Genomic DNA, 21772 nt, shown 5'->3' with positions numbered 1-21772 from the left:
CGCTCAACTTAGGGCGCCGGCGCATGGGGCGATATCAAAAAACACTCATTCCTCGCCGGCCGGCTCGTCATTCGGCAATGGGCTTGTCAGCATCTCCCTGTCGATGTGCAGTGCCGGCTCCAGCGGATATTCGGCGTGATGCGGCACGCCCCAGGCGATCAGCCTTCTGAACAAGTCGACCTGACGCAGGAATGTGACGTCCGTTGGGTAGAGCGCGCCATCGATGAAGATTTCGTAAGTGACGCCGGCGCCGGTTTGCAGCGTGACGCGCGCGTTCACGCGCGGACCGAACAAGGTGCCGCCGCGAGGGGGAAAAACGACGTTCTTGATCTGTACCGGCACCAAGAATGCCGACGGCGGCGCCTGATTGCGCAACAATACCTCGCGCAGTCGCCCCGTCAGCATTTGACGGTAGCCGGTTTGCGTCAGCCGATAGCGGTATTCGGCAATGGAGAGGTCACGCTGCAACTGCCGAAAGACGTGGCTCTGCCTCATGTTGGCCGGTAGCCGCGCCGCCAGCGTCTCCGGTTGGCACAGCGCGCTCAGCGTGAGCGTGCCGAGCAGTGAGGTTGTTTCCGTCAGGGAAAACAATCTTTGCTCGGGCAAGTCGTCGCGATAGCGGCGCAGGCCAAACAACGGCGCGTCGCGCTCTCCGTCCGGCGAGGGAAACAGGGTTTTCAGCCATTGGCCATGCCATTCGAGCAACCGAGCGATCGCCGCCGATCCCGCCACTTTGCAACGGGCGATGTTCGGATCGGCCAGCCAATACGTTTCGGCGCCGGGCGCGCCGTCCTTGGCCAGCAGCATGGCATGGCGGCCAAGCGATAGCTCGAAGGCGACGGGCGCGGCCGCCGCCGTCAGTTGCGCCAGCAAGGCGGCCACGGAAAGTCCGTGCAACGGGGTGTGCGTGCCGAACGCGCGCTCGCGCGGGCCGAATTGCCAGGCAAGCAGCGCCAGGTCCAACAAGTGCGCCATGGGCTGGTCGGGCTGCGTGGTGGCGGCTTGCAGATTGTCGAGATAGGCGTTAAAGGCCGTGGACGTGTCCGCTGCGCGCCGATCAAGCTGCCAGGCGGCGGCGAAATGGCTGACCAAACCGGCGCATAGCCCGGGCTGGTGCTCGGAGATGGCGAGATAGCGGTTGTGGGCGATGCGGCGCAGCGCCGTGACGCGCTGTCGCAATACCTGCTCGACCCAGGTGTCGGCTACGCGTGTTGCCGCCTGGTTTTGCTTGTCGGCGATCGCAGCCAAGAGCGCGCCCTGTTGGCGGGCACTCAACTGGTGGATGCGCAACGCGAAGTATTGCTTGATGTTCTCGATCGGCATGTCGGGTGTGAGCCCCAGCAGCACAAGCTCGTCTTGCCAGGCCGCTTTGCCCTGACGAAAGAGGTTGCGGATGGCGGTGTTGGAGAAGAACACCAAATGTTGCAACGCGGCTTCCCGTTGCAGTTCGAATTGCGCCAGCATTTGTTGTGCCGCCAGTTCGGCGCCGAGCAAGGCGCGGCGTTGCGGCAGCGGCAACGAATAGTCCGGTTGCGGTGTGACGTCTGGCCACACGTTGCGGCGCCCGCTTGCCGCAGACAACTCATGGACAAACGCGTCGAGCGCTTCGTATTCGACGTCGATCGGCAGCCACGACGGGGGCGATAATTCGACGTCGCCTTCCTCGCTGAAACGGATGGGCAGCACGAAGATCCTGCCGGCGTGGTGATAGCGCAGCTCATACGCCATCGTGGCGGCATCCGGTGCGTAGACGACGGCGAAATCGCCCTCGCGTTCCAGTTTGGTGTTGATGGCGCCGTCCGCCATCGGCGGCCGCGGCGCGGCAATGAAGTCGGCCTGAATGAACCGCAGTCCGCCCGCGTCGCGCTGCCAGTTTCCGGTATCCGGCAGCGTGGACAAAGGACGCCCGGCAAACAGCAGGCCGATGGCGCCGGTCAACAGCGCGACGCCGGGGATCCCCGCGAGCATGGTGTTGGTTTGGAAATGGCACGCCTGCCCGGCCTCGGTCAGCGCGATCCATTTATTGCCTGTGCGATGTGCGCGGATGCAACGCTGCGCGTAAAAGTTGCGCACCTTCACCTGCAAGGGGCCGGGGGCGATGCGGCTGATGAGGAAGCAATCGAGCGCGGTGATGCCGATGCCGTGGCGGTGCGCGTTCTGCAGCAGCGCGACCATGGGCTCGACTTCGCGCGCGGGCAGCCGCTGGGCCAGATGTTGCCGGATGGCCTCGGGCAGCGGCGCATCGGCCAACGGCGGCCAGGCATCCAACAGCGGCTGGTGCGGCTCGCTGCTCAGCAGATCGGTAAACAACATATCGACGCCCGCCTGACTCAGCCTTGGCAATTGCTCGGCCAGTATCCGCCGGGCCCAGGTTCTGCCCGCGTCGCTCGCGCCGGCAAGGCGCGTCTCGCCGATGACGATGCCAGGGTGATGCGTTAACAGCAGGTCAAACAGCGCGTCAGGCGGCAGGTCGGGCGCGAATGCCGGCGGTTGTGCACGCGCGGGCAAACTGGGTCGTTGAAAAAAACGTTCGCTGTCGGTCAGCAGTAAATCGTTTTGATAACCGCCCGGGTCGCTGCGCTCCATGATGTCAAATTCGGTGAGATGCGCGCGCACCCAGGCGATCTCGGCGCCGGAGAGCTGGTAGCGGCTGGCCGGCGAGGCGCGGCGCAGTAGCCCGGCAGGCCGTTCGGCGGCGAGGCGCCGTGCCTCGCTTAGCAGTACCGGCGTCACATCGGGCCACAGATCGCGCATGCCGATGCTTTGCAGGTCAGCGCGCAAAGCGCGCAAACTGGGATAGCGCTGCTGTGCTATCCGTTGCCAGTTTGGCCATTGCGCCGGCCGGTCCGCCTCGACGTGAAAGGCGCGCGTGGCGAGGTCGCGCATGATGAGCGTCAGCGCGATGTCATGATCGCTGTCGTGAAGATGCAATTCATAGTCTTCCTCGCCGATGTCCGGTCGTGTCAAGACGAGAAAGCTGCCGGGCAATGCGAGCTTTTCCTCCAAGGCGTTGCGGCTGAGCAGCGGATGGGGCGTCATCAACAAATCGGTTTTGATCCAATACGTCGGTTCGCCAGGAGGCGTGACGCGCTCTCCGCCGTCGCGCTGCAGGTGCACGGGCTCCGCCACTGTGGCGTCTTGGCGCCATTGCAGCCTCACGCCGATGCCGCCGGTGGATTCCGCGACGCCGGCAATGCCCTCGAATCGATTGACCCGCGTTTCGCTCAGGCAGGCAAGCCAGTGTTGCCCGCCGGTATCGCGTTGATCCGTCTTGATGCGCAGCTGGGCGAAGTGGTTGACGGCCGCCAGGATCTTGCGCGCGCCCAGACGGGCAGCGAGGCTCTGGCTAACATCGCAGGCGGCGCAGTCGAGTGCGGCGAGCCGGATGCGCTGACTGTGGGCGACCTCCATCAGTCGCCGCAGCGAGGCGGCAGCGGGTCGTTGCGCGTGCTGATCCAGCGCCGCAACGCGTTCGCGCAAGGCTGCCGGCATGCCCGCGTCGGTGGCCGTGTTGTATTGATCGAGCGCGGTTTGATGGCCATCCACCCATAGCCCGGCGAGATAAAGGGTGTGGATGCCGTTGGCGGACTGCGCCAGTGCAGAGATCAACTGTGCCAGGCCATGATGGCCGATGCGCGTGCCGATCAGTACATTGTGCCGGCTCAGCAGCTCGGTCAGATGGGCCTCAGCCGTCCGTGGGCGGTCGTTTTCCAGCGAGGAAATGTCTGAGCGCGTGCGATTGCCATCGTCGGCGGCCAGGGCGGCTCTCGCCAGGAGCAGACCCTGACATTGGTTCAATGCTTGCAATGCTTGCGTTTCCTCCCCGCTGAGCGCGGCGTCGCCCAGCGCGCCGGCCAAGCCCTGCGGCCGGTTGGCTAGTCGCATCAGAATAGGACGGTGCGCCGCGGCAACGAGAAATGCTTCAATAGACATCAGTGGACTCCTTATGGGGCGGCGGGGAGGGGAGCGGATCAGGCAGCGCGGCGGTCAGGACCTGGCGGTCGACCTCCCACGCCGGCGCCCGTCGCGGCAGCAGCAGCCGGCCAATGCGGGCGAGGGTATTGTCATCCGTCAGTTCATGTAGCAGCGCCTTGACCTGACGCAGCCGCGCGACGTCTTCGGAGTGGCTCGCGCCATCGATGCGAAGCGGCGGCAGCGCCAGCCCTTCCGCGCCGCGCAAGGTGATGAAAGCGTCCTCCCCACGAAAAGCGATCCTGATCGCCCGTGCCGGCGCGCGGGTCATCGCGACGGGCGCCTGGTGGCGGTCGAGCAACTCTCCGAGTAGCGCGGCAAAGGGTTCGGCGCCTGTTGTTTGCAGCCGCCGGCGATAGTCGGCGACGGTGAGCCGGCGCGCGAGACGCCCGAAGTCGGCTTCGGCCAGCGCAGGCAGGGCCCCCAGGTCGGCGAGGCGCAGTGCTTTCAGCGGCGGGCCGACCTTGTTGGCGGCGAACAAACTTTGTTCGGGCAGATCGTCGCGGTAGCGGCGCAGCGAAAACACCGGCTTGGCGGCATCGGGCGAGAACAGCTGCCGCATCAGTTTGCCGTGCCAGTCGAGCAGCGCCGGCAGCGCCTGCCGGCTGGGAATGTCGCAGCGGCCGAAATTGGGGTCGGCGAGCACATACCCCTCGGCGCCTGTCGTGCCGCCCTTGGCGAGCAACATGGCGTGACTGCCGAGTGCCAGTTCGAATACCGCCGGCGCGGCGGCGGCATCGAGCCGGGCCAGCACGTCGGCCACGGAGAGCCCGCTGGCCGGCGGGTGCCGGCCGAAAGCCTGTTTGTCCGGCGCGAGACGCCAGGCGACGAGCGCGAGGTCGAGCAGCCGGGCCTCAGGGGTGTCGGGCTGGCGAATGGCCGCCTCTAGTCCGTTCAGATACCCATCGAAATGGCTGTTGCCGCCTTGGCGGCGGTCCGTGAGCCATACGGCCGCCAAATGCGCGGTTAGGCTCGCGCACATGCCTTGCTGATGTCCGGCGGCGGCCAGATAGCGATTGTGTGCAATGCGCCGCGTCGTCATGCCGCCGCGCAGCGCCGCCTGGGTCTGCCAATCGACTGTCTGTTGCGCCGCCAGCGCGGCTTGCCGCTCGCCGATGGCCGCCAGCAGGGCGCCTTGCTGGCGAGGGAAAAGCGTGGCGGCTTGCCAGGCAAACACCGCTTTGAGCCGATCGAGAGGCGCGTCGGTGGCGAGCCCGAGCGCCGGCAGCTCGTGCTGCCAGCCGGCTTTGCCCGCTTTGAAGGCGGCGCGACTATCGCCGTCGGCAAAAAAAACCTGGCACAGCAGCACCGACTGCCGTTGGCGTTCGAATCGCTCCGAAACCGGCGCCGTTTGCTCGGCTGTTTCGGCAGCCGCCTCACCGGATGATTCACTAAAGCTGCCGCGGGAGAGTGGTGCGACGTCGCGCATCGCCTGTCTTTGCTGAAGAAATTGCGCCAGGCTCGCCACATCGGCGAAGTGCTGGCCATACGCGGCCTTCCAGGGCGGCGCGGGCAGCGTCAGCCGCTTGCCGGTGCCGGAGCGGGTGACCGGCAGCGCGACGATACGCTCGCCGTCGCGGTAATACAGCGCGTAAGCCGCGACGGCGGGGGCGGCGTGGGCGACGATGACGAAATCCCCGTTAACCTCCAGCTTGGCCTGCAGCGTGGGTTCTGGCAGAGGCGGCAGCGCGGAGGTGACCCAGTCCGCCCGCAGAAAGTGCTGTGGCGTGGCGTCATTGCTCCAAGTGCTGACCCAAGCGCCCACGTCGGGGCGGATGCCCACGGGCGCGCCGCGCACGAACAGCCCCGTGGCGCCGGTGAGTTCCATGAGGCCGGGGACGTTGCCGAACCGGGTGACATGGGTACTGCCCACCAGTGCGATCCATTTGGCGCCGGGCATTTGGCTTTGCCGCGCTTCGATGCGCCGCATGGCATAGTAGTTCATCAATTGCTGTCGATCGAATGCGCCAAGCAAGTCCTTGGTGAAATAGCTGCTGAAGCAATCGATGGCGACGATGGCGATGCCATGACGGTGAGCCGCCTGCGCCAGCGCGGTGAAATTGGCGTTGCCGGCGACGCGTTGGCCGCGGTCTTGCCACTGGAGATAGCTTTGCAATGCCGCCGGCATCGGCGCGCCGGGGTCGGCGTGCCAAGCGTCGAGCAGCGGCTGATGCCGATCGGCCAGCAAGTGTTCGAAATACAGCGTGCGTACCCCGGCGCTATGCAGCGCCGGCATGTGCTCGATCAACAGCTGCTTGCTGTGGCAGTCTTGATGCGATTCGCCGAAAACGATGCCGGGGTAGTGCGCGAGCAGTCGGTTGAGCGCCTCGGCCATGGCCAGCTCCGGCGCGAGCGTCGGCATCGGGGGGCGGGCTGGCAAGGTGGGTTGCCGGAAGAACAACGCCGCATCGGTGAGCAATCTTTCGCGTTTGCTGGCGAAGCGCTTTCGTAGCTGGCGGTCCGGCTCGCTCAGCAAGGGGCTGACGTAGCGCAAATCCAAGCCGCGCGATTCTTCGCGCGCGATGGCTTCCAATTGTGCGGCATCCTCGCCGCCGTGCTCATAGACCCGCAGGCCGGACGTCGGCGTAACGGCGTCCGGCAGTGCGATGACGCCAGCGCGCCGCTCGCCGGCATCGCCGAGCGCTGCGGTCTCCAGCACGGGGGTCGCGTCAGGCCAGGCGTCGACCATCTCGATTTCCTGCAGCGCCTGGCGCAATGCGGACAGATCGCGGTAGCGGCGGCGCAGTACCGGTTGCCAATGCGCGCCGGCATCGTCGCGTTCGATGAAGAACAGCTGTGGCGAGACATGGTCGCGCTGAATGGGGGTGGTGATCAGCGATAGGTCGTGCGCGCGGTGGCACAGCTCGAATTCGCCGCTTTCCGGCCGCGCGACGATGGCGAAGGTGCCGGCATCGTGTAGGCGTGCGCGTAGCCGCGCTTGCCCGATCAAGGGATGGGAACTCAACAGCCAATCGCTTTTGACCCAGTAGCGTGTGCCGTCGGTCCGCACTACCTGTTCACCATGATCCTGCCGCATCGCCGGCTGCGCGCTGGCGAGACGCAGGCGCACCCCGGCGGCGCCGGTCAGCGCCGCCATGCCCGGCACATCGTCGAAACGACTGAGCCGGGTTTCATCCAACCAGGCGAGCCAGAGCGCGTGCGTTGGCTGGCTGGCGTATTCGCCGATGACGAGCTGCGCAAAGTAGTTGGCGATTTCGGCGCGTTCGCGCGGCGCGAGCGCGGCGTTGGCCACGGTGGCGGCGCAGTCTAGCGCCACGAGGCGGTAACCGTGCTGGCGTGCGCCTTGCAGTAAGCGCGTCATCGTGGCACCCGCGAACGCGGTCAGCGTGTCCGGCAAGGGCGTTTGCGGCTCGGAGACGCAGCGGTCGAGCGCGTCCTGATGCACGTCGGCCAGCAGCCCGGCGATAAACAGGGTGCCGGCCCCTTGTTGCTTCAGCGTGGCCAGCAATGCGATCAATGGCGTGCTATCGATTGGCGGCAACGGCATGCCGCCGAGAACGATGCCGCCGTCTCGGCGTAGTAGCGCGCCGAGACGGTCGGCGAGGTGGGCGGGCGCGCCGTCGCGATCGAGGACGGCGGGTGCGCGCGGCATGGCGAGGCGGGTAAAGTAGGCCTTGGCGTCGGTCTGCAGGCGCCGTTGTGCGTCGAGCAGCGCTTGATGCGCCGATTTGAGGTTGCTGTCGCCGGCGTCGTCCCACTGACGCAAGGCGAGGCCTGTCGGCGTGTTGGCGAGTTGCGCAATGGCCGGGCGAACATGATGGGGGACGGTGTAGTCGGTCGTGGGCATGGCGGCCTCCCGGTGATGACATGGGGAGACACGCTAAAACGGCCGCGCCGGCGACGATATCAAGAAGCGCTCAATCGCGTCGTCCGGCAGCGAGGCGCTCAACACATCGCGGTCGATTTCCCTCACCGGCGCCTGGCGCGGGCGAAGCCAGCGGCTCAGGAATGACAGCGTGCCGCGCGGGGCGAGGTCTTGCTGTAGCGACACCAGCTTCTGCAGCAAGGCGATGTCTTGCGGATAGCGCGCTCCGTCGATGAGCAGCGGTGGGTAGACCTGCCCGGCGGGGGCGGCCAGCGTGATGAGGGCGTTTGGGCGGCGGAAGACGATCTTGAGCACTCGCGCATGGGCACGCACCGCCGATTGCGGCGCTTGGTGCCGGGTCAGCAAGTCGCTCAACATGCGGCTGGTCGTGTTCAGCGGGTCGAGACCTTGCAGTGTCTGCCGATATTCGAGCAGGGTCAGGCGCCACGCCAACTGCCGGTACGTCGCGTCTTGCGTCAGGGGCGTGGTGAACTGCGCTGTTCGGGCCGGCAGCGCGCATAGATCGGCCAACTTCTGCGTGGCGAGCCATCCGGTTTCCACCTGAGGAAAGAGCTTTTGTTTTGGTAGATCCGCCCGGTAGCGGCGCAGGGTGAAAATCCTGTCTCCGGTTTCGTCGGGCAGGAGCAAGCGCCGCACCAATTGGCCGTGCCAGTCGAGGGCGTTGGTCAGCGCCTGCCGGTCGGATAGTTTGCAATAACCGAAATTGGGGTCGGCCAGCAGGAAAGTGCGCGTTGTCGCCGGACCGCCTTTGGCCAGCAGCATGGCGTGGTTGCCAAAAGAAAGCTTGAAAACGGCGGGTATGCCCGCGCGCTCCAGTTGATCGATTACGCCGGCCAGGGGGGCGCTGCTGGCCACCGAGGTGGTGCCGAATTTGGCTTCCGGCACGCCAAACGACCATGCCAGCAGCGACAGATCCAGCAGGCGCGCGCTGTCCGAGTCTGGCGCGTGTGTGGCGGCCTCGACATTGTCCAGATAGGCGTCGAGGTAGGCATGGCCTGGCGCGGCCGCGTCTTGCAGCCAGGCGGCCGCCATATGGGCGCACAGGCCGGCGCACACGCCTTGCCGGTGGTTGGTCGCGCTCAGGTAGCGGTTGTGGCCGAGCGGGCGAATCGCCGTGCCGCCCAACCGGGCGATTTGCGCGCGCCATGTCTCGGCGAGCTCGTCGGCCTGCCTGGCTTGCCGGTCGGCCACGGCGGCCAACAACGCGCCGAGCCGTCTGGGCGTGGCCGTGGGGGCCTGTTGGACGAAGATGTGTTTGAGCGTGTCCAGGTCCGCCTCGACGAAACGAGGGGTGGCGGCGAGCTCGGCCTGCCAAGCGGCCTTGCCCGCCTTGAACTCGCCCTGGTCCTGCGCCGGCGCGAAAAACAGCTGGCGCAATAGCGTGGCCTGCCGCAGCCCCTCGAACGCCGCTTGCCACTGCCGCGCGGCCTCTGCCGGGTGCAGCGCCAAGTCGCGCTGCTCGGGCGACAGCGTGGTGATCGGCTGCGGCGTCAGGCGGGGCCAGACGTTGTGCAGCTTGGCGATCTGCTCCAGCATCTTGTTCAATGTCTTGAGCGACAGGACTTGAAAATGGTTGATCGCCGGCCAAGGGGTGTCGGCCAGATAAAAATGCAATCCATTGGGGGTGAGGCGGATCGGCAGTACCGTAATCCGCCGCGCATCGCGGTAGCGCAGCTCGTACGCCATGCGATTCGGCTCCGGCGCATAGACGATGGCGAAATCGCCCGGCGCGCGCAGGCGGGCGTTGATCTCGCCATCGGTCAGCACCGGCCGATGGGAGACGACGAAATCGGACTTCAAAAAACCTTGCCCTAGTTCGATCGAGCTGGCCCAGGTGCCGGTATCCGGCAAGAGCCCGGCCGGCTCGCCGGCGACGCGCAGGCCGACCGCGCCGGTCAGCTCGACGATGCCGGGCACGGAACCGAAGTGGTTGGCGTGGGCGTTGCCGACCAGGGCGATCCATTTGTCCGTGGGTGCCGCCGCTTGCCGTTCGCGAATGCGCAGCATGGCGTAATAATTCATCAGCTTGATGCGCTGCAGCTCGTTGAACAACACGTGCGTGTAGAAGGCGCCAAAGCAATCGAGGGGGACCACGGCGACGCCGTGGCGGTGCGCCGCCTTGACCAGCGCGATGAAAGTGTAGTCCTGGCCGACTTGGTGTTCCGGGTCGACCGCCTCTAGTCCACTGCGCAAGCGTTCGGGAATGGCGTTGTCGGGTGCGGCGTGCCATTTGTCCAATAAAGCTTGATGCTGCTCGGTGATCAGCTGTTCCAGATACAGCGTGCGCACGCCTTGGTCGCGTAAGCTGGCCATCTGTTCGGTCAGTAGCTGTTTGCCCCAGTGCTCGGCATGAACCTCCCCCACGACGATGCCGGGGTAGCGCGCCAGCAGTTGTCCCAGTTGGTCGGAGATTGGCGCGGCAAGCGCGATCTCCGGCGGTGCCGGCCGTACCGGCAGTCGGGCGAGGCGGTAATACTGTTCGGCATCGGTCAATAGTTGCGTTCTCTTGTGGATGAAACGCTGGTGCGCCAACGTCTCGGCCGGCGTCAATCCATACGGCGAATAACGCGTATCCAGTCCCTGTCCACGCCTGGTATGCGGTAAAAGCAGCGCCACCGCCCCCCCCGAGAGTTCATAGGTGCGCGCGCTCGGCAGCGGCTGGCCGGGGATGACGCGCTCGATGCCCGGTGGTGGCGTATGCAGCCAGCCGGCTTTCCTTGTCGGCGAATGCTGGCTGGCCAGCGTGTCCAAGATGGGGGTCAGCCCTGGCCAGGCGTTGGTCATGCCAAGCTGCCGCTGCAGATCATCGCTCAGCGCTTGCACGGAACGGTAGCGGCGCAGCGGGATGTCGCCCCAGGGGCGCACGTCATTCGGCTGCTCGATGAAAAAACGGTGCGGCGACCGCGGATCGCGTTGCAACGGCACGATCAGGATGGATTGGTCGCCGGCACGGTAACGTAACTCGAATTCCCCGATATCCGGCCGGGCCAGCAGGACGAAGGCGTCGACGCGGGCAAGACGGGCATTGAGCGCATCCAGATCGATCAAGGGATTGGGCGACAGCAGCAGATCTCCACGTAGCCAACAACGTTGGCCTGCCGGATCGACCACCTCTTCGCCGCGATCGCGGCGCAAGTAAAGCGCTGGCAGCGGCCTGTCGCCGGGCGAGGCGGGAAAGTTCAGCCGCACGCCGATACTGTCGGTGAGCTCGGTGATGCCGGGCACGTCCTCAAAGCGGCCAAGGGGCATCTCATCCGTCCAGGCCAGCCAGCGCGCGCCGCGGAATCGGCGCTGGTATGCCGTGATGCGCTGAGCGAAGTAATAATTGACGATCTCCACTGCCGTGCGGGTCGGCAACGGTTGTTTGCTGTGCACGGTGCGCAGCGCGGCGTTTTCCAGCGCCACCAGTCGAATGCCTTGGGCGCGGGCCAACTCGAGCAGACGCCGCAGCGAGTGTTCGGCAGGGTGGCCGCGCAGCCTGTCGTAGTCGTCGACATAGTCGTTCAACGTCGGTGGCATGGCTGCCGAGGGCGTGGCGCCATAGCGGTCGAGATCGTCCTGATGCAAGTCCGCCAGCAGGCCGACCAGATAGAGCGTGGTAACGCCTTGGGGCTGGGAAAGCAACTCGATCATGACGCGTAGGCCGGCAGCGCGCGGCGGACGGCTGCCGAACACCACGCCTTGATGGCGCGAGAGCGGCTGCTGGAGAAGACTGGACAAAAGGGTGGCGCCGCTGTCCTGAGGGGCGGCCAGCATGCGGCGTGGTTGGGGCGTACTTTGCGCGGAGAAAAACTGCTGGGCGTCGTCGATCAGTTGACGGCGCCGCGCGCTGAGTTCCAAGAGCGCCCGCCCGATTGTCTTGTCGAGTGGTTGCGTTTCCAACTGGGCCAGGTCGAACCAGCCGGGCGCTTTGCTTAGCGGGAGGAGCGCCTTGCGATAGCCGGGAAAAATATCGTAAGTACTGGCATGGGGCGGGAGGGGCATGGCTTGTCTCCATGATGAACGTGGCTACCCGCTAACGCGGGGGTTATGCCTCCGGCAACGGCGGCATGGTCCCGTCGGTGTCATCGGGCAAAGGCGCCGCCAGCACCTGGCGGTCGACCTCCCACTGCGGAAGAAGCCGCAATGCGTTGAATAGATCCGGTGGCCAGAAGTACTCCCTGATCCGGCTTTGCCAGTCGCGCGCGTCGGTTCCCCCTATTTCTGTCCCCAGCGCGTTGAGCGAGCGCAGAAACCGGATCGCCGCCACGTCGTTGTGGTGATTGAGTTGCAGTGTGTACAGCATGTTCTCGCCCGCTTCCAGGGTGACCACGGTGTGGTGTTCCTGTGTGTTGATGAATGCGATGCGGCGTAATTGACGCTGTATCGTCTGCGGCACGCCGTGCTGCGCGAGAATGTCGAGCAGTTGCCGGGCCAGAACCGGGGCGAGCCCGATCGGGGTCAGCCGTTGCCGGTACTCCATGATGGTCAGCCGTCGCACCAGCGCGTGGCTGGCGGCTGTCTCTCGCAACGGATTGTGGTTGAGCAGATTTGCCAGCTCGGCCGGCTGGCACAGATTGGCCAGAATGAGACTGTCGAGCGGCTCGCCCACCCCGACGTTCACGAGAGGTTGCGCGGGCAGGTCGTCACGGTAGCGGCATAGTCCGAAGGACAGCGGCGGATCGCCTGGTTCGCTCGCGGTAAACAGGCCGCGCAGCAGCTGGCCGTGCCATTGCAGTATCTCGGCCAATTTCTGCCGGCTGTCGATTTTGCAGCGGGCAAAATTGGGGTCGGCGAGCAGATAGTGCGTATGCGCTTTGGCCAGAAGCAGGGCATGGTTGCCGAGCGATAAGGCGAAAGCCGCCGGGCTGTTCATGGCGTCGATTCGATCGAGCACGCCGTTGAGCGACAAGCCGGTCTCAAGCTGGTGTGGGCCGAAAGCCTGCTCGCGAGAGCCGAATTGCCAGGCGAGCAGGGCGGTGTCGAGTATGCGGGCGCGAGGCGACTCGGGGTGGTGCGTGGCGTCCCGCAACATATCCAAATAGCCGTTGAAGTGCGCGTTGCCGTTCGCGCCGCGCGCGTCCAGCAGCCAAGCCGCGGCGAAATGCGCCGTCAGTCCGGCGCATAGGCCTTGCCGATGTTCGGTCGCCGCCAGATAGCGGTTGTGTTCGATGCGGCGGATGGCCGTGAGCCGCCAATGCATGATGCGGTCGAACCAGGCATCGGTCAGGGCCCGCGCCCGCTCTGCTTGCCGCTCGTCGATCGCGCCCAGCACTGCGCCCTGCTGCCGCTCGGGGAGCCCGCGCCATTGTGCCGCGAAGGTCTGCTTCAAGACATCCAGCGGCGCATCGGCGTCCAGGCCGATGAGGGCGAGGCCGGCTTGCCACAAGGCCTTGCCTTCCTTAAATGCCGTGCGCTGGTCGCGGGTGGCGAAGAAAACCTGATGCAACAGCGCCGCCTCGCGCTCGTGTTCGAAGTTGTCCAAATGTTGCTGCCGCACCGTTTCTTGTCCCTGCAGCAATGCGCGCTGCGTCTGCGGCAGCGTGTCGATGGGCTGCGGCATCGCGTCGGCCCAGACGTTGCGTTGCCAATGCCGTCCGTCCACCCGTCGCGCTAGGGCGTGCATAAGGGCGCTTAGGGAGGTAAAGGTGCGCAAAGCCGGCTCGTCGGGAAAATTGACGTGCCATCCCTGGTCTATCCAGCGTATCGCCTTCACGGTGACGCGACCCTGGTCGTAATAATGCAGCTCGAAAGCCTCGTTGAGCGCGTCGGGTGCGTAAATCAGCGCGTAATCGCCGTCGGCTTGCAGGCGCGAATGGATCATGCGCGTGGGCATCGGCGGGCGGTTGGCGGCGATCAAATCCATCTGAACGTGGACGCCGCGTCCGTGCTCGTCCACCAGCCGGCCGCCCAGGTCGGGCAATACGCTATGCGGTTCGCCCGATAGTCGCAGGCTGACGGCGCCCGTCAGTACCGCCAGGTCGGGAAACAACTGGTTGAATAGCGCGGCAGATACGGTATGGAGCAATGCGACCCAGCGGCCGCGCAGCGCTTGGGCGCGGGCGCGGTTGAGTTGTTCGTCGATGCGCAGCGCGGCGTAGTATTTTGTCACCAGCGCCGTGGTGTAGATCGAGGGAAAACGGCGGGCGAGGAAGCAGTCGGCGGCGATAATGGCGATGCCGTGCCGGTGCGCCTCGGACAGCAGGGCGATGACGGCCTCGGTCTGGCCTGGCGGAAGGTGGTCCGTCAATGCGTGCCGCAGCGCGTCCGGCATGGGGGTCTCGCTTGCCTTGGTCCAGCCATCCAATAGCGCCTGATGTTGATCCGCGCGCAGGGTGTCGACAAACAGGGTACGCACGCCATGCTGCGGCAGCGCCGCCATCTGCTCGGCGAGCAGCCAGGCGCCCCAGGGCTCGCCGCCGCCATGGCCGATAATGACGCCAGGGTAGCGCGCCAGCAATTGGCTGATCACGCCGGCCATGGACTGATTGGGGGCGAAGGCAGGTAGCGGCGGGCGTTGCGGCTGCGGCGGCAGCTGGAAGTAGAGGCTGGCGTCGCGCAACAGCCGTTCGCTCGTGGCGCCGCCGGGGTCGTTGCGGCCGATGGACTTGGATGGCGCGCCGGCGGCTTGTTCTTGGCGCAGGTGCCAGGCTAATTCGCCGGCAGAGAGGGCATAGCGGGGTGACAGGGGGGCGTCGGGCTTGAATAGAAGGCCAGGGCGCCGTTCGGCCGCTAACCGGCTCGCGGCGCTATCCAATACCGGTGTGGTGCCCGGCCATACATCGTGCCAGCCGTGTGCGCGCAAGGCTTCGATCAGCGCGGGGATGGTCGGGTAGGCGCCGCGCGGAAAGCGATGCCAATCGCCCGGATTGGGCAAGGCGAGGACGAAGGCGTGGCCGTCGCTTTGGATGACTTTGAGCGTTTGCGCCGGATCGACGGCATGATGATGCAGTTCGTACTCGTTTTCACCGATATCCGGTCTGGCCAGAACCGCGCACGCCCCGTTGGGGCTAAGCCGCAACGGCAAGGCGTCGGGGTCGATGAGCGGGTTGGGGGTCAGCAGTAGATCGGCCTTGACCCAGAAATACTCGCCGCTTGGCCGGTTGATGCCTTCGCCACGGTCGGCGCGCAGTATCAGCGGCCGCGCCGCCGGGGTGCCGGCGCCCGGCGGCAAGCGCAGGCCGATGGCGCCGGTGAGCTCCGCCAGGCCGGGGACGTCCTCGAAGCGATTGACGTATTTTTCCTCCATCCACGCCAACCAGCGGCCCGACTGCGGGTCGTCGCGAACGATCTGATAGGCGAAATAGTTGCGTACTTGGTTCGAGAGCCGTAACCCGAGCTGTGTTTCGGCGGCCAGGGAGGCGGTGGCGGCACAATCGATCGCCATGAGCCGCATGCCGCGGCGGTGTGCGGTGTCGATCAGCCGCCAGAGCGAGGTTTCGGCCGGCCGGCGCGCTACCGCGTCGTGCGCGGCGATATGCTGGCGCAGTGCCGGCGGCATGGCGCTGTCGGGGCTGGCATTGTACTCGTCGAGGTCGTTCTGATGCCAATCGGCCCACATGCCGGCGACGTACAGTGTTCGGGCGACCGGGGGCGCGGCATTCGATAGCGCCTCGCTCAGTACGGCCAGGCCCCCGCCGTGCGGCGCGCGCGACCCCGCGACCACGGCCTGGCGGCTCATTAGCGCGGTCAGATGTAGGGCGGCGGGCCGGAGGGTGGCGTCTTCCAGGCCCTCTGGCTCGGCGCGCGGCGCAAGCGGCGGCAAGGCCGCGAAAAAGGCCTGTGCGTCGTTGATCAACCGGGCCTGCGCGCGGCGCAAGGCGTTCAGCGCGGCGGTTTGATCGGCGGTCGGGCGGGGGGCGCCCGGCGCGCGCGCGTCGAGGCCGTGAGGGCGCGCGCTCAGCTCGGCGATGGCCGGCAGGTGCGCGCGGTCGATGAGATAATCCTGGATCGGCATGCCAATCTCCATGAGTGCGTGGAACATGGCGATCAGTGAATCCCGGACCGGGGGGCGGCGATATCAAAAAGCGCTCGCCAAGACAAAATGAAAGCGGCATCCCTCAGGATGCCGCTTGGCAACACCGTGTTGCGCTGGCTTACTTGGCGGCGCCGCCGACCACCGACACCACTTGCCACTGGCCGTTCTTGACCTGGTAGACGGTGACGCTGGCGTTCTGTACGTCGCCCTTGTCGTCGAAGCCGATGTGGCCGGTGACGCCGTCGTAGGAGGTCTTGCCCAGTTCCGGCAGGTATGCCTTCGGATCGGTCGAGTTGGCGCGCTTCATCGCGTCGACCAGCACGCGCACGGCGTCATACTCGTACGGCGCGTAGATCTGGATTTCGGTGTTGAACGCCTTCTTGAACTTGTCGTTGAAAGCGTTGAAGCCCGGCATCTTGTCGCGCGGCACGCCGGCCATCGAGGCGAATTGGCCTTCGGCGGCGTCGCCGGCCAGCTTGATGAATTCCGGCGTCTGCACGCCGTCACCGGCGATCAGGTGCGCCTTGATCCCCAGCTGCTTCATCTGCTTGGCCATCGGGCCCGCTTGCGCGTCCATGCCGCCGTAGAACACCATGTCCGGCTTCTTCGACTTGATGGCGGTCAGGATGGCGGAGAAGTCGGTGGCGGAGTTGGTGGTGAACTCGCGGTCGACGACGGTGCCGCCCTTGGCCTTGACGGCGTTGACGAACTGGTCGGCCAGACCTTGGCCATAGGCGGTGCGGTCGTCGATGACGGCGATGTGCTTGGCCTTGGCTACGCCAATGGCGTAGTCGCCCAGCGCCTTACCTTGCTGCACGTCGTTGGCGATCACGCGGAAGGTGGTCTTGTAGCCTTGCTTGGTATAGTCCGGGTTGGTGGCGGACGGGGAAATCTGCGGAATGCCGGCATCGGAGTAGATCTTCGAGGCCGGGATGGTGGTGCCGGAGTTCAGGTGGCCCACGACACCCACCACGCCGCTGTCGACCAGACGCTGCGCAACCTGGGTGGCGATCTTCGGGTCGCCCTGGTCATCCTCGGAAACCAGCTGGAAAGTCACCTTCTTGCCACCGATGGTCACGCCTTCGGCATTCAGGTCGGCGATGGCGAGCTTGGCGCCGTACTCGTTGTCCTTGCCGAGGTGGGAAATCGGGCCCGACATCGGCGAAACCTGGCCGATCTTGACCACGTTGTCGCCGCTGCTGGCGGCCGGTGCGGAAGCGGCCGGTGCGCTGGCTGCCGCGCCGGATGCGTCGGAGGAGGCGCCTCCTTGTTTGCCGCAGGCTGCCAGAGCCAGCACCGCGGCTGCCATCAATGTCAGACGAGCAGTGTTTTTCATTATGTTTCCCTTATTTCTTTGTAGATTTGGTGACTCTCTTTATCGCTGGTTTGATGACGCAGATCATGCATCATCCCAACGGCATTGATTATGCTAATCAGTTGTTTGAGGTGTCAACGAATACAAAATTCAGGAAACAAACTCTTTTCAAAGCGCCGTCATGCTGTTGCGCCCTTGGCCTGCGCGCGCGTCTGGCGTTCGCTGCTATCTTCTTGATTTAACGGCGTCCAGCCGCTTAGGTGCGGTGCAATAATGTCCGTCAGCGCGGCGATCCAATCACTGTTGTGATTTAGGCAGGGCAGGTAGCGATAGCGACCGTCGCCATGCGCTTCGAACTCGGCGCGCACCTCCATGCCGATCTCCTCCAGCGTCTCCAGACAATCGGCGACGAAGCCCGGGCACACCACATCGACCCGGCGCGTGCCGGCCCGCGCCAGCTCTCGCACCACGTCGACCGTATAGGGCGGCAGCCACTCGGCGCGGCCGAAGCGGCTCTGAAAGCTGATGCGCCAGGCGTCGGGCGCGAGTCCTAGCGCCTCGGCCAGCAATCTCGCGGTTTTCTGACATTCGCAGAAATACGGGTCGCCCAGCGCCAGCGTGCGTTTGGGCATGCCGTGGAAACTCATCACCAGCACGTCCGGACGGCCGTTGACCTGCCAGTCGGCCTCGATCTGGCGCGCGAGCGCGCCGATATACGCCGGGTGGTCGTGGAAATGGCGCAGGGTGCGCAGTTCGGGTAGGTTGCGCTGGCCTGCCAGCGCGGCGAAGACGCCGTCGAGCGCCGAGGCGGTCGAGGCGGCCGAATATTGCGGATAGAGCGGTACGAGCAGCAGGCGGTCGACGTGCTGGTCACGCAATGTCTCGAGCGCCGAGGCGATGCTGGGGTTGCCGTAACGCATCGCGCAGGCCACCGCCATGTCGCCATGGCCGCGCCGGGCAAGCTCGGCGCGTAAGGCGTCGCGTTGCGCCAGTGTTTCCAACAATAGAGGCGAACCCTCCGGCTGCCAGATGCGCGCGTATTTTTGCGCCGACTGGCGCGGCCGCACCGTCAGAATGACCAGGTTGAGCAATGGGCACCAGAGCCAGCGCGGGATTTCGATCACGCGCCGGTCGGAGAGAAATTCGCGCAAATAACGCCTGAGCGCCGCCGGGGTCGGCGCGTCCGGAGTGCCGAGGTTCAACAGCAGCACGCCGGTACGTGGCTGAAAATCGTGGCGAAACCCGCCGCTGAGGTTATCGTCAGACATGAAATATCCCGTGTAACGGTTATTCTTCGCGCGCCGGCGCCAATACCGTGCGGTTGCCGTTGGTTTCCATGGCGGAAACCAGCCCGGCCGCCTCCATCTGCTCGATCAGCCGCGCGGCGCGGTTGTAGCCGATGCGCAATTGACGCTGTACCGAGGAGATCGACGCGCGCCGCGTCTTGATCACGATTGCCACCGCCTCGTCGTACAACGGATCGGACTCGGCGTCGTCGGTGGCGAACGGCGCGCCCATTCCCTCGTCGTCGTCGCCGCCGTCGGCGGTGCCGGTCAGGATACCGTCAACGTAATCCGGCTCGCCGGTGGACTTCAGGTATTCGACGACATGGTGCACTTCGTCGTCGGCGACAAACGCGCCGTGGACGCGCAGCGGATAACCGGTGCCCGGGGGAAGGTAGAGCATGTCGCCCTGGCCGAGCAGGGCTTCGGCGCCCATTTGATCGAGAATGGTGCGCGAGTCGATCTTGCTCGATACCTGGAAGGCGATCCGGGTCGGGATGTTGGCCTTGATCAGACCGGTGATGACGTCGACCGACGGGCGCTGCGTCGCCAAGATCAGGTGAATGCCGGCGGCGCGCGCTTTTTGCGCCAGGCGGGCGATCAATTCCTCGATCTTCTTGCCGGCCACCATCATCAGGTCCGCCAGCTCGTCGATGACCACGACGATCATCGGCAGCGTCTCCAACGGCTCCGGGGTTTCCGGCGTCAGCGAAAACGGGTTGGGCACGTGCTCGCCCGCCTTCTCGGTGTCGCGGATCTTCTGGTTGTAGCCGGCCAGGTTGCGCACGCCGAGCTTGGACATCAGCCGATAACGCCGCTCCATTTCCGCAACGCACCAGTCGAGCGCGTTGGCGGCGTGCTTCATGTCGGTGACCACCGGCGCGAGCAAATGCGGAATGCCCTCGTAGATGGACAGTTCCAGCATCTTGGGGTCGACCATGATCAGGCGCACTTCCTTGGGCGTGGCCTTATACAACAGGGACAGAATCATGGCGTTGATCGCCACCGACTTGCCCGAGCCGGTGGTGCCGGCTACCAGCACGTGCGGCATTTTGCCGAGGTCGGCCGACACCGGCTGCCCGGCGATATCCTTGCCGAGCGCCATGGTCAGCCGCGAGGTCGGGTTCTGATAGGTGTCCGAGCCGATGATTTCGGAGAGGCGCACGATCTGGCGTTTCGGGTTGGGCAGCTCCAGCCCCATATAGGTCTTGCCGGGGATGGTTTCGACCACGCGAATCGACACCAGGCTCAGCGCCCGCGCCAGGTCCTTCATCAAGTTGACGATCTGCGCGCCTTTGACGCCGACGGCCGGCTCGATCTCGTAGCGGGTGATCACCGGGCCGGGGTAAGCGGCCACGACTTTGACCTCGACGCCGAAATCGGCCAGCTTGCGCTCGATCAGCCGCGACGTGTACTCGACAGTCTCGGCAGAGACCGATTCCTGCTTGTCCCGCGCGGCTTCCAATAGCGCGAGGCCAGGCAGCGCGCTGTCGCTCGGGTCGGCGAACAGCGATTGCTGTACCGGCTTCTGCGGCTTGGGCGGCGACGGCGGTTCGGCGGCCGGGGTTTCAATGCGCACCGGCTGATAATCTTCGTGACGGCGCTTCTCGCTGGTGACTTTTTCCTCGCGCCGCAACGCCTGTTTGCGGCCGATTTCGCGGTCGCGTCGCGCCTGCCACGATTGGTAGACGAACATCACCCCCTGTTCGACCCAGGTGCCGATGCGCTCCATCAGGTCGAGCCAGGAAATGCCGGCGAACAACGACAGGCCGATGGCGGCCAGGGTCGACAACAGCAGGCTCGCGCCGGAAAGCCCCAGCGCGTGGCGCGCCAGGCGGCCGAGGAAATGGCCGATCACCCCGCCCGACGGCAATTGCCCGGCGACATGCTCGCCCAAGACGATAAATTCGAGGCTGGCGCTCGACAGCAACAGCAGCCAAAAGCCGGAGAGGGTGACGGCGTTGACGCTGCTCGGCGCCAGGCCTTCCTGGTCCATGCGCCGGTAGCCCCAGACGATCGCCGTCAGGCAGAACGCCACCAGCCACCATGCCGAGGCGCCGAAGATGAACAGCAGCATATCGGACAGCCAGGCGCCGAAAGCGCCGCCGTAATTGCGGATCGTGGGGTCGGACGAGCTGTGCGACCAGGACGGGTCCTGCGCCGAATGGCTCGACAGGATCAGCACCAGATAGACCGCGGCCACCGCCATCAATAGCCACCAGGCCTCGCGCAGCAAAGCGTTGAGCCGGGGCGGCAGCTGTGTTTGACGATTGCGGACAACCGCTTTTCGCTTGAAAAGTCGCATAGCCTTTTAAACAACCAATGACAGCCGGGAATTATAAGCGCGCGCAAACAATGCTGAAACCTTTTCCGCAAGTTAACGCAATAAGAATAACGCGAAAAATCGGATTGCGAGGCAAACAATAGCGCAAAGGGGAGGGAAAGGGCGGCTGTGCCGCCCTCTTGCTGGCAAATCAGCGGTGGTAATTGTGATAAAGCCGCGCCGCGTTGCGCAGGCACATGGCGACCGTCAGCGGGCCGACGCGCGGCACGTAGATACGGGCGGACTCGCGCGCCGCGTCCTCGAAGTTCTTCACGAAGGAGAAATTCAGGCAGATCGCGCCAGGCTTCAACTCCTCGGCGCGGATTTTTTCGAACTGGCGCGACGGCACGCCGGTGATGACGATATCCGAGCGCGACAGGGCGGTGGCGCGGTCGATCGGCTCGGGCGGGTTTTTGTCGTTGCGGATGACTTCGCCGCCATTGACGTCGAACGAGTACACGTTGCCGCCGTCGTTGGCCAGCATATAGGCCAGCGGACGGCCGACCACGTCGGAGCGGTTGAATACCGTGATGGTCTGGTCACGGAACGGCAGTCCGCCCGGGCTGTAGGCGTCGGTCGCCTCCAGCACCTTGAGGATCGCCAGCGGCGTACACGGCAGAATGGCGCGGTGGCGGCGGGCGTCGTCGTCGAAGCGCTCGTTGCGGTAGAGCTTGTCCATCCAATAGCTGGTTAGCCCCTCGACGTCCTTTTTAGGGTCGACCAGGTCCTTGATCTCGGCGTCGCGCGCATCGCCGAAAATGGGGTAGTACACGAAAATACCGTGAACGTCCGGGTCGGCATTGGCGCGGCGGATCGCGTCGGCGATCGCCTCGCGCGGTTGATGCGTGAGCGAGAAGTGGATGCCGACGTCCTTGCAGCCATCTTCGGTGTAGCGGGCGTAGGTCGCCGACGCCGGGTCGTCGGACACCAGAAAGCCCACCACGTTGATACGGGACTCCAGGGATTCGATTTCTTCCCGGATCATGGCGCGGTAGAGCGCCGCCATGCCTTCCGGATTAAAGTCGTGCATGCCACTCTCCAAACGGATTGCAAAAAAACGGACGGATTATAGCAA

At 65.4% G+C, this 21772-nt stretch carries 8 protein-coding genes; all 8 read right to left on the bottom strand.

What is annotated here, in order from left to right; all coding sequences use genetic code 11:
• Positions 1 to 45: 45 nt before the first annotated feature.
• Positions 46 to 3933 carry a hypothetical protein gene (locus JOZ06_RS00230; RefSeq protein ID WP_293227550.1) on the bottom strand — a complete coding sequence of 1296 codons (3888 nt, stop codon included), beginning with the start codon at positions 3931 to 3933 and terminating at the stop codon, positions 46 to 48.
• Positions 3923 to 7780: a hypothetical protein gene (locus JOZ06_RS00225; protein ID WP_293227548.1), complete on the bottom strand. Its 3858-nt coding sequence runs from the start codon at positions 7778 to 7780 to the stop codon at positions 3923 to 3925. Before JOZ06_RS00225 ends, JOZ06_RS00230 begins: the two co-directional genes overlap by 11 nt.
• Before the next feature lie 33 nt (positions 7781 to 7813).
• On the bottom strand, positions 7814 to 11803 hold the full coding sequence (locus JOZ06_RS00220; protein ID WP_293227546.1) for a hypothetical protein: 3990 nt from the start codon (positions 11801 to 11803) through the stop codon (positions 7814 to 7816).
• 43 nt (positions 11804 to 11846) lie between these two features.
• Positions 11847 to 15755 (bottom strand): hypothetical protein, encoded by a 3909-nt coding sequence (locus tag JOZ06_RS00215; protein WP_293227544.1) that lies wholly within the window; start codon positions 15753 to 15755, stop codon positions 11847 to 11849.
• Positions 15756 to 15894: 139 nt separating this feature from the next.
• Complete coding sequence (locus tag JOZ06_RS00210) at positions 15895 to 17112, bottom strand: branched-chain amino acid ABC transporter substrate-binding protein (protein ID WP_293227542.1); 1218 nt, start codon at positions 17110 to 17112, stop codon at positions 15895 to 15897.
• Positions 17113 to 17270: 158 nt separating this feature from the next.
• Positions 17271 to 18359, bottom strand: a complete 1089-nt coding sequence (gene hemH, locus JOZ06_RS00205) for a ferrochelatase (protein WP_293227541.1) — start codon at positions 18357 to 18359, stop codon at positions 17271 to 17273.
• Positions 18360 to 18378: 19 nt separating this feature from the next.
• Positions 18379 to 20679, bottom strand: coding sequence for a DNA translocase FtsK (locus JOZ06_RS00200; RefSeq protein WP_293227539.1), 2301 nt, complete (start codon positions 20677 to 20679; stop codon positions 18379 to 18381).
• 169 nt (positions 20680 to 20848) lie between these two features.
• Positions 20849 to 21727, bottom strand: coding sequence for a bifunctional methylenetetrahydrofolate dehydrogenase/methenyltetrahydrofolate cyclohydrolase (locus JOZ06_RS00195; protein WP_293227537.1), 879 nt, complete (start codon positions 21725 to 21727; stop codon positions 20849 to 20851).
• Between the last annotated feature and the right edge of the window lie 45 nt (positions 21728 to 21772).

Source organism: Paludibacterium sp., assembly GCF_019232825.1.
Classification (GTDB): Bacteria; Pseudomonadota; Gammaproteobacteria; order Burkholderiales; family Chromobacteriaceae; genus Paludibacterium.
This window is presented reverse-complemented; position numbering and strand designations above follow the sequence as displayed.

What these genes read in the sequence shown, in the direction of transcription:
- JOZ06_RS00230 (WP_293227550.1), bottom strand. Translation starts at nt 3,933, where the DNA reads ATGTCTATTGAAGCATTTCTCGTTGCCGCGGCGCACCGTCCTATTCTG.
- JOZ06_RS00225 (WP_293227548.1), bottom strand. Translation starts at nt 7,780, where the DNA reads ATGCCCACGACCGACTACACCGTCCCCCATCATGTTCGCCCGGCCATT.
- JOZ06_RS00220 (WP_293227546.1), bottom strand. Translation starts at nt 11,803, where the DNA reads ATGCCCCTCCCGCCCCATGCCAGTACTTACGATATTTTTCCCGGCTAT.
- JOZ06_RS00215 (WP_293227544.1), bottom strand. Translation starts at nt 15,755, where the DNA reads ATGCCGATCCAGGATTATCTCATCGACCGCGCGCACCTGCCGGCCATC.
- JOZ06_RS00210 (WP_293227542.1), bottom strand. Translation starts at nt 17,112, where the DNA reads ATGAAAAACACTGCTCGTCTGACATTGATGGCAGCCGCGGTGCTGGCT.
- hemH (WP_293227541.1), bottom strand. Translation starts at nt 18,359, where the DNA reads ATGTCTGACGATAACCTCAGCGGCGGGTTTCGCCACGATTTTCAGCCA.
- JOZ06_RS00200 (WP_293227539.1), bottom strand. Translation starts at nt 20,679, where the DNA reads ATGCGACTTTTCAAGCGAAAAGCGGTTGTCCGCAATCGTCAAACACAG.
- JOZ06_RS00195 (WP_293227537.1), bottom strand. Translation starts at nt 21,727, where the DNA reads ATGCACGACTTTAATCCGGAAGGCATGGCGGCGCTCTACCGCGCCATG.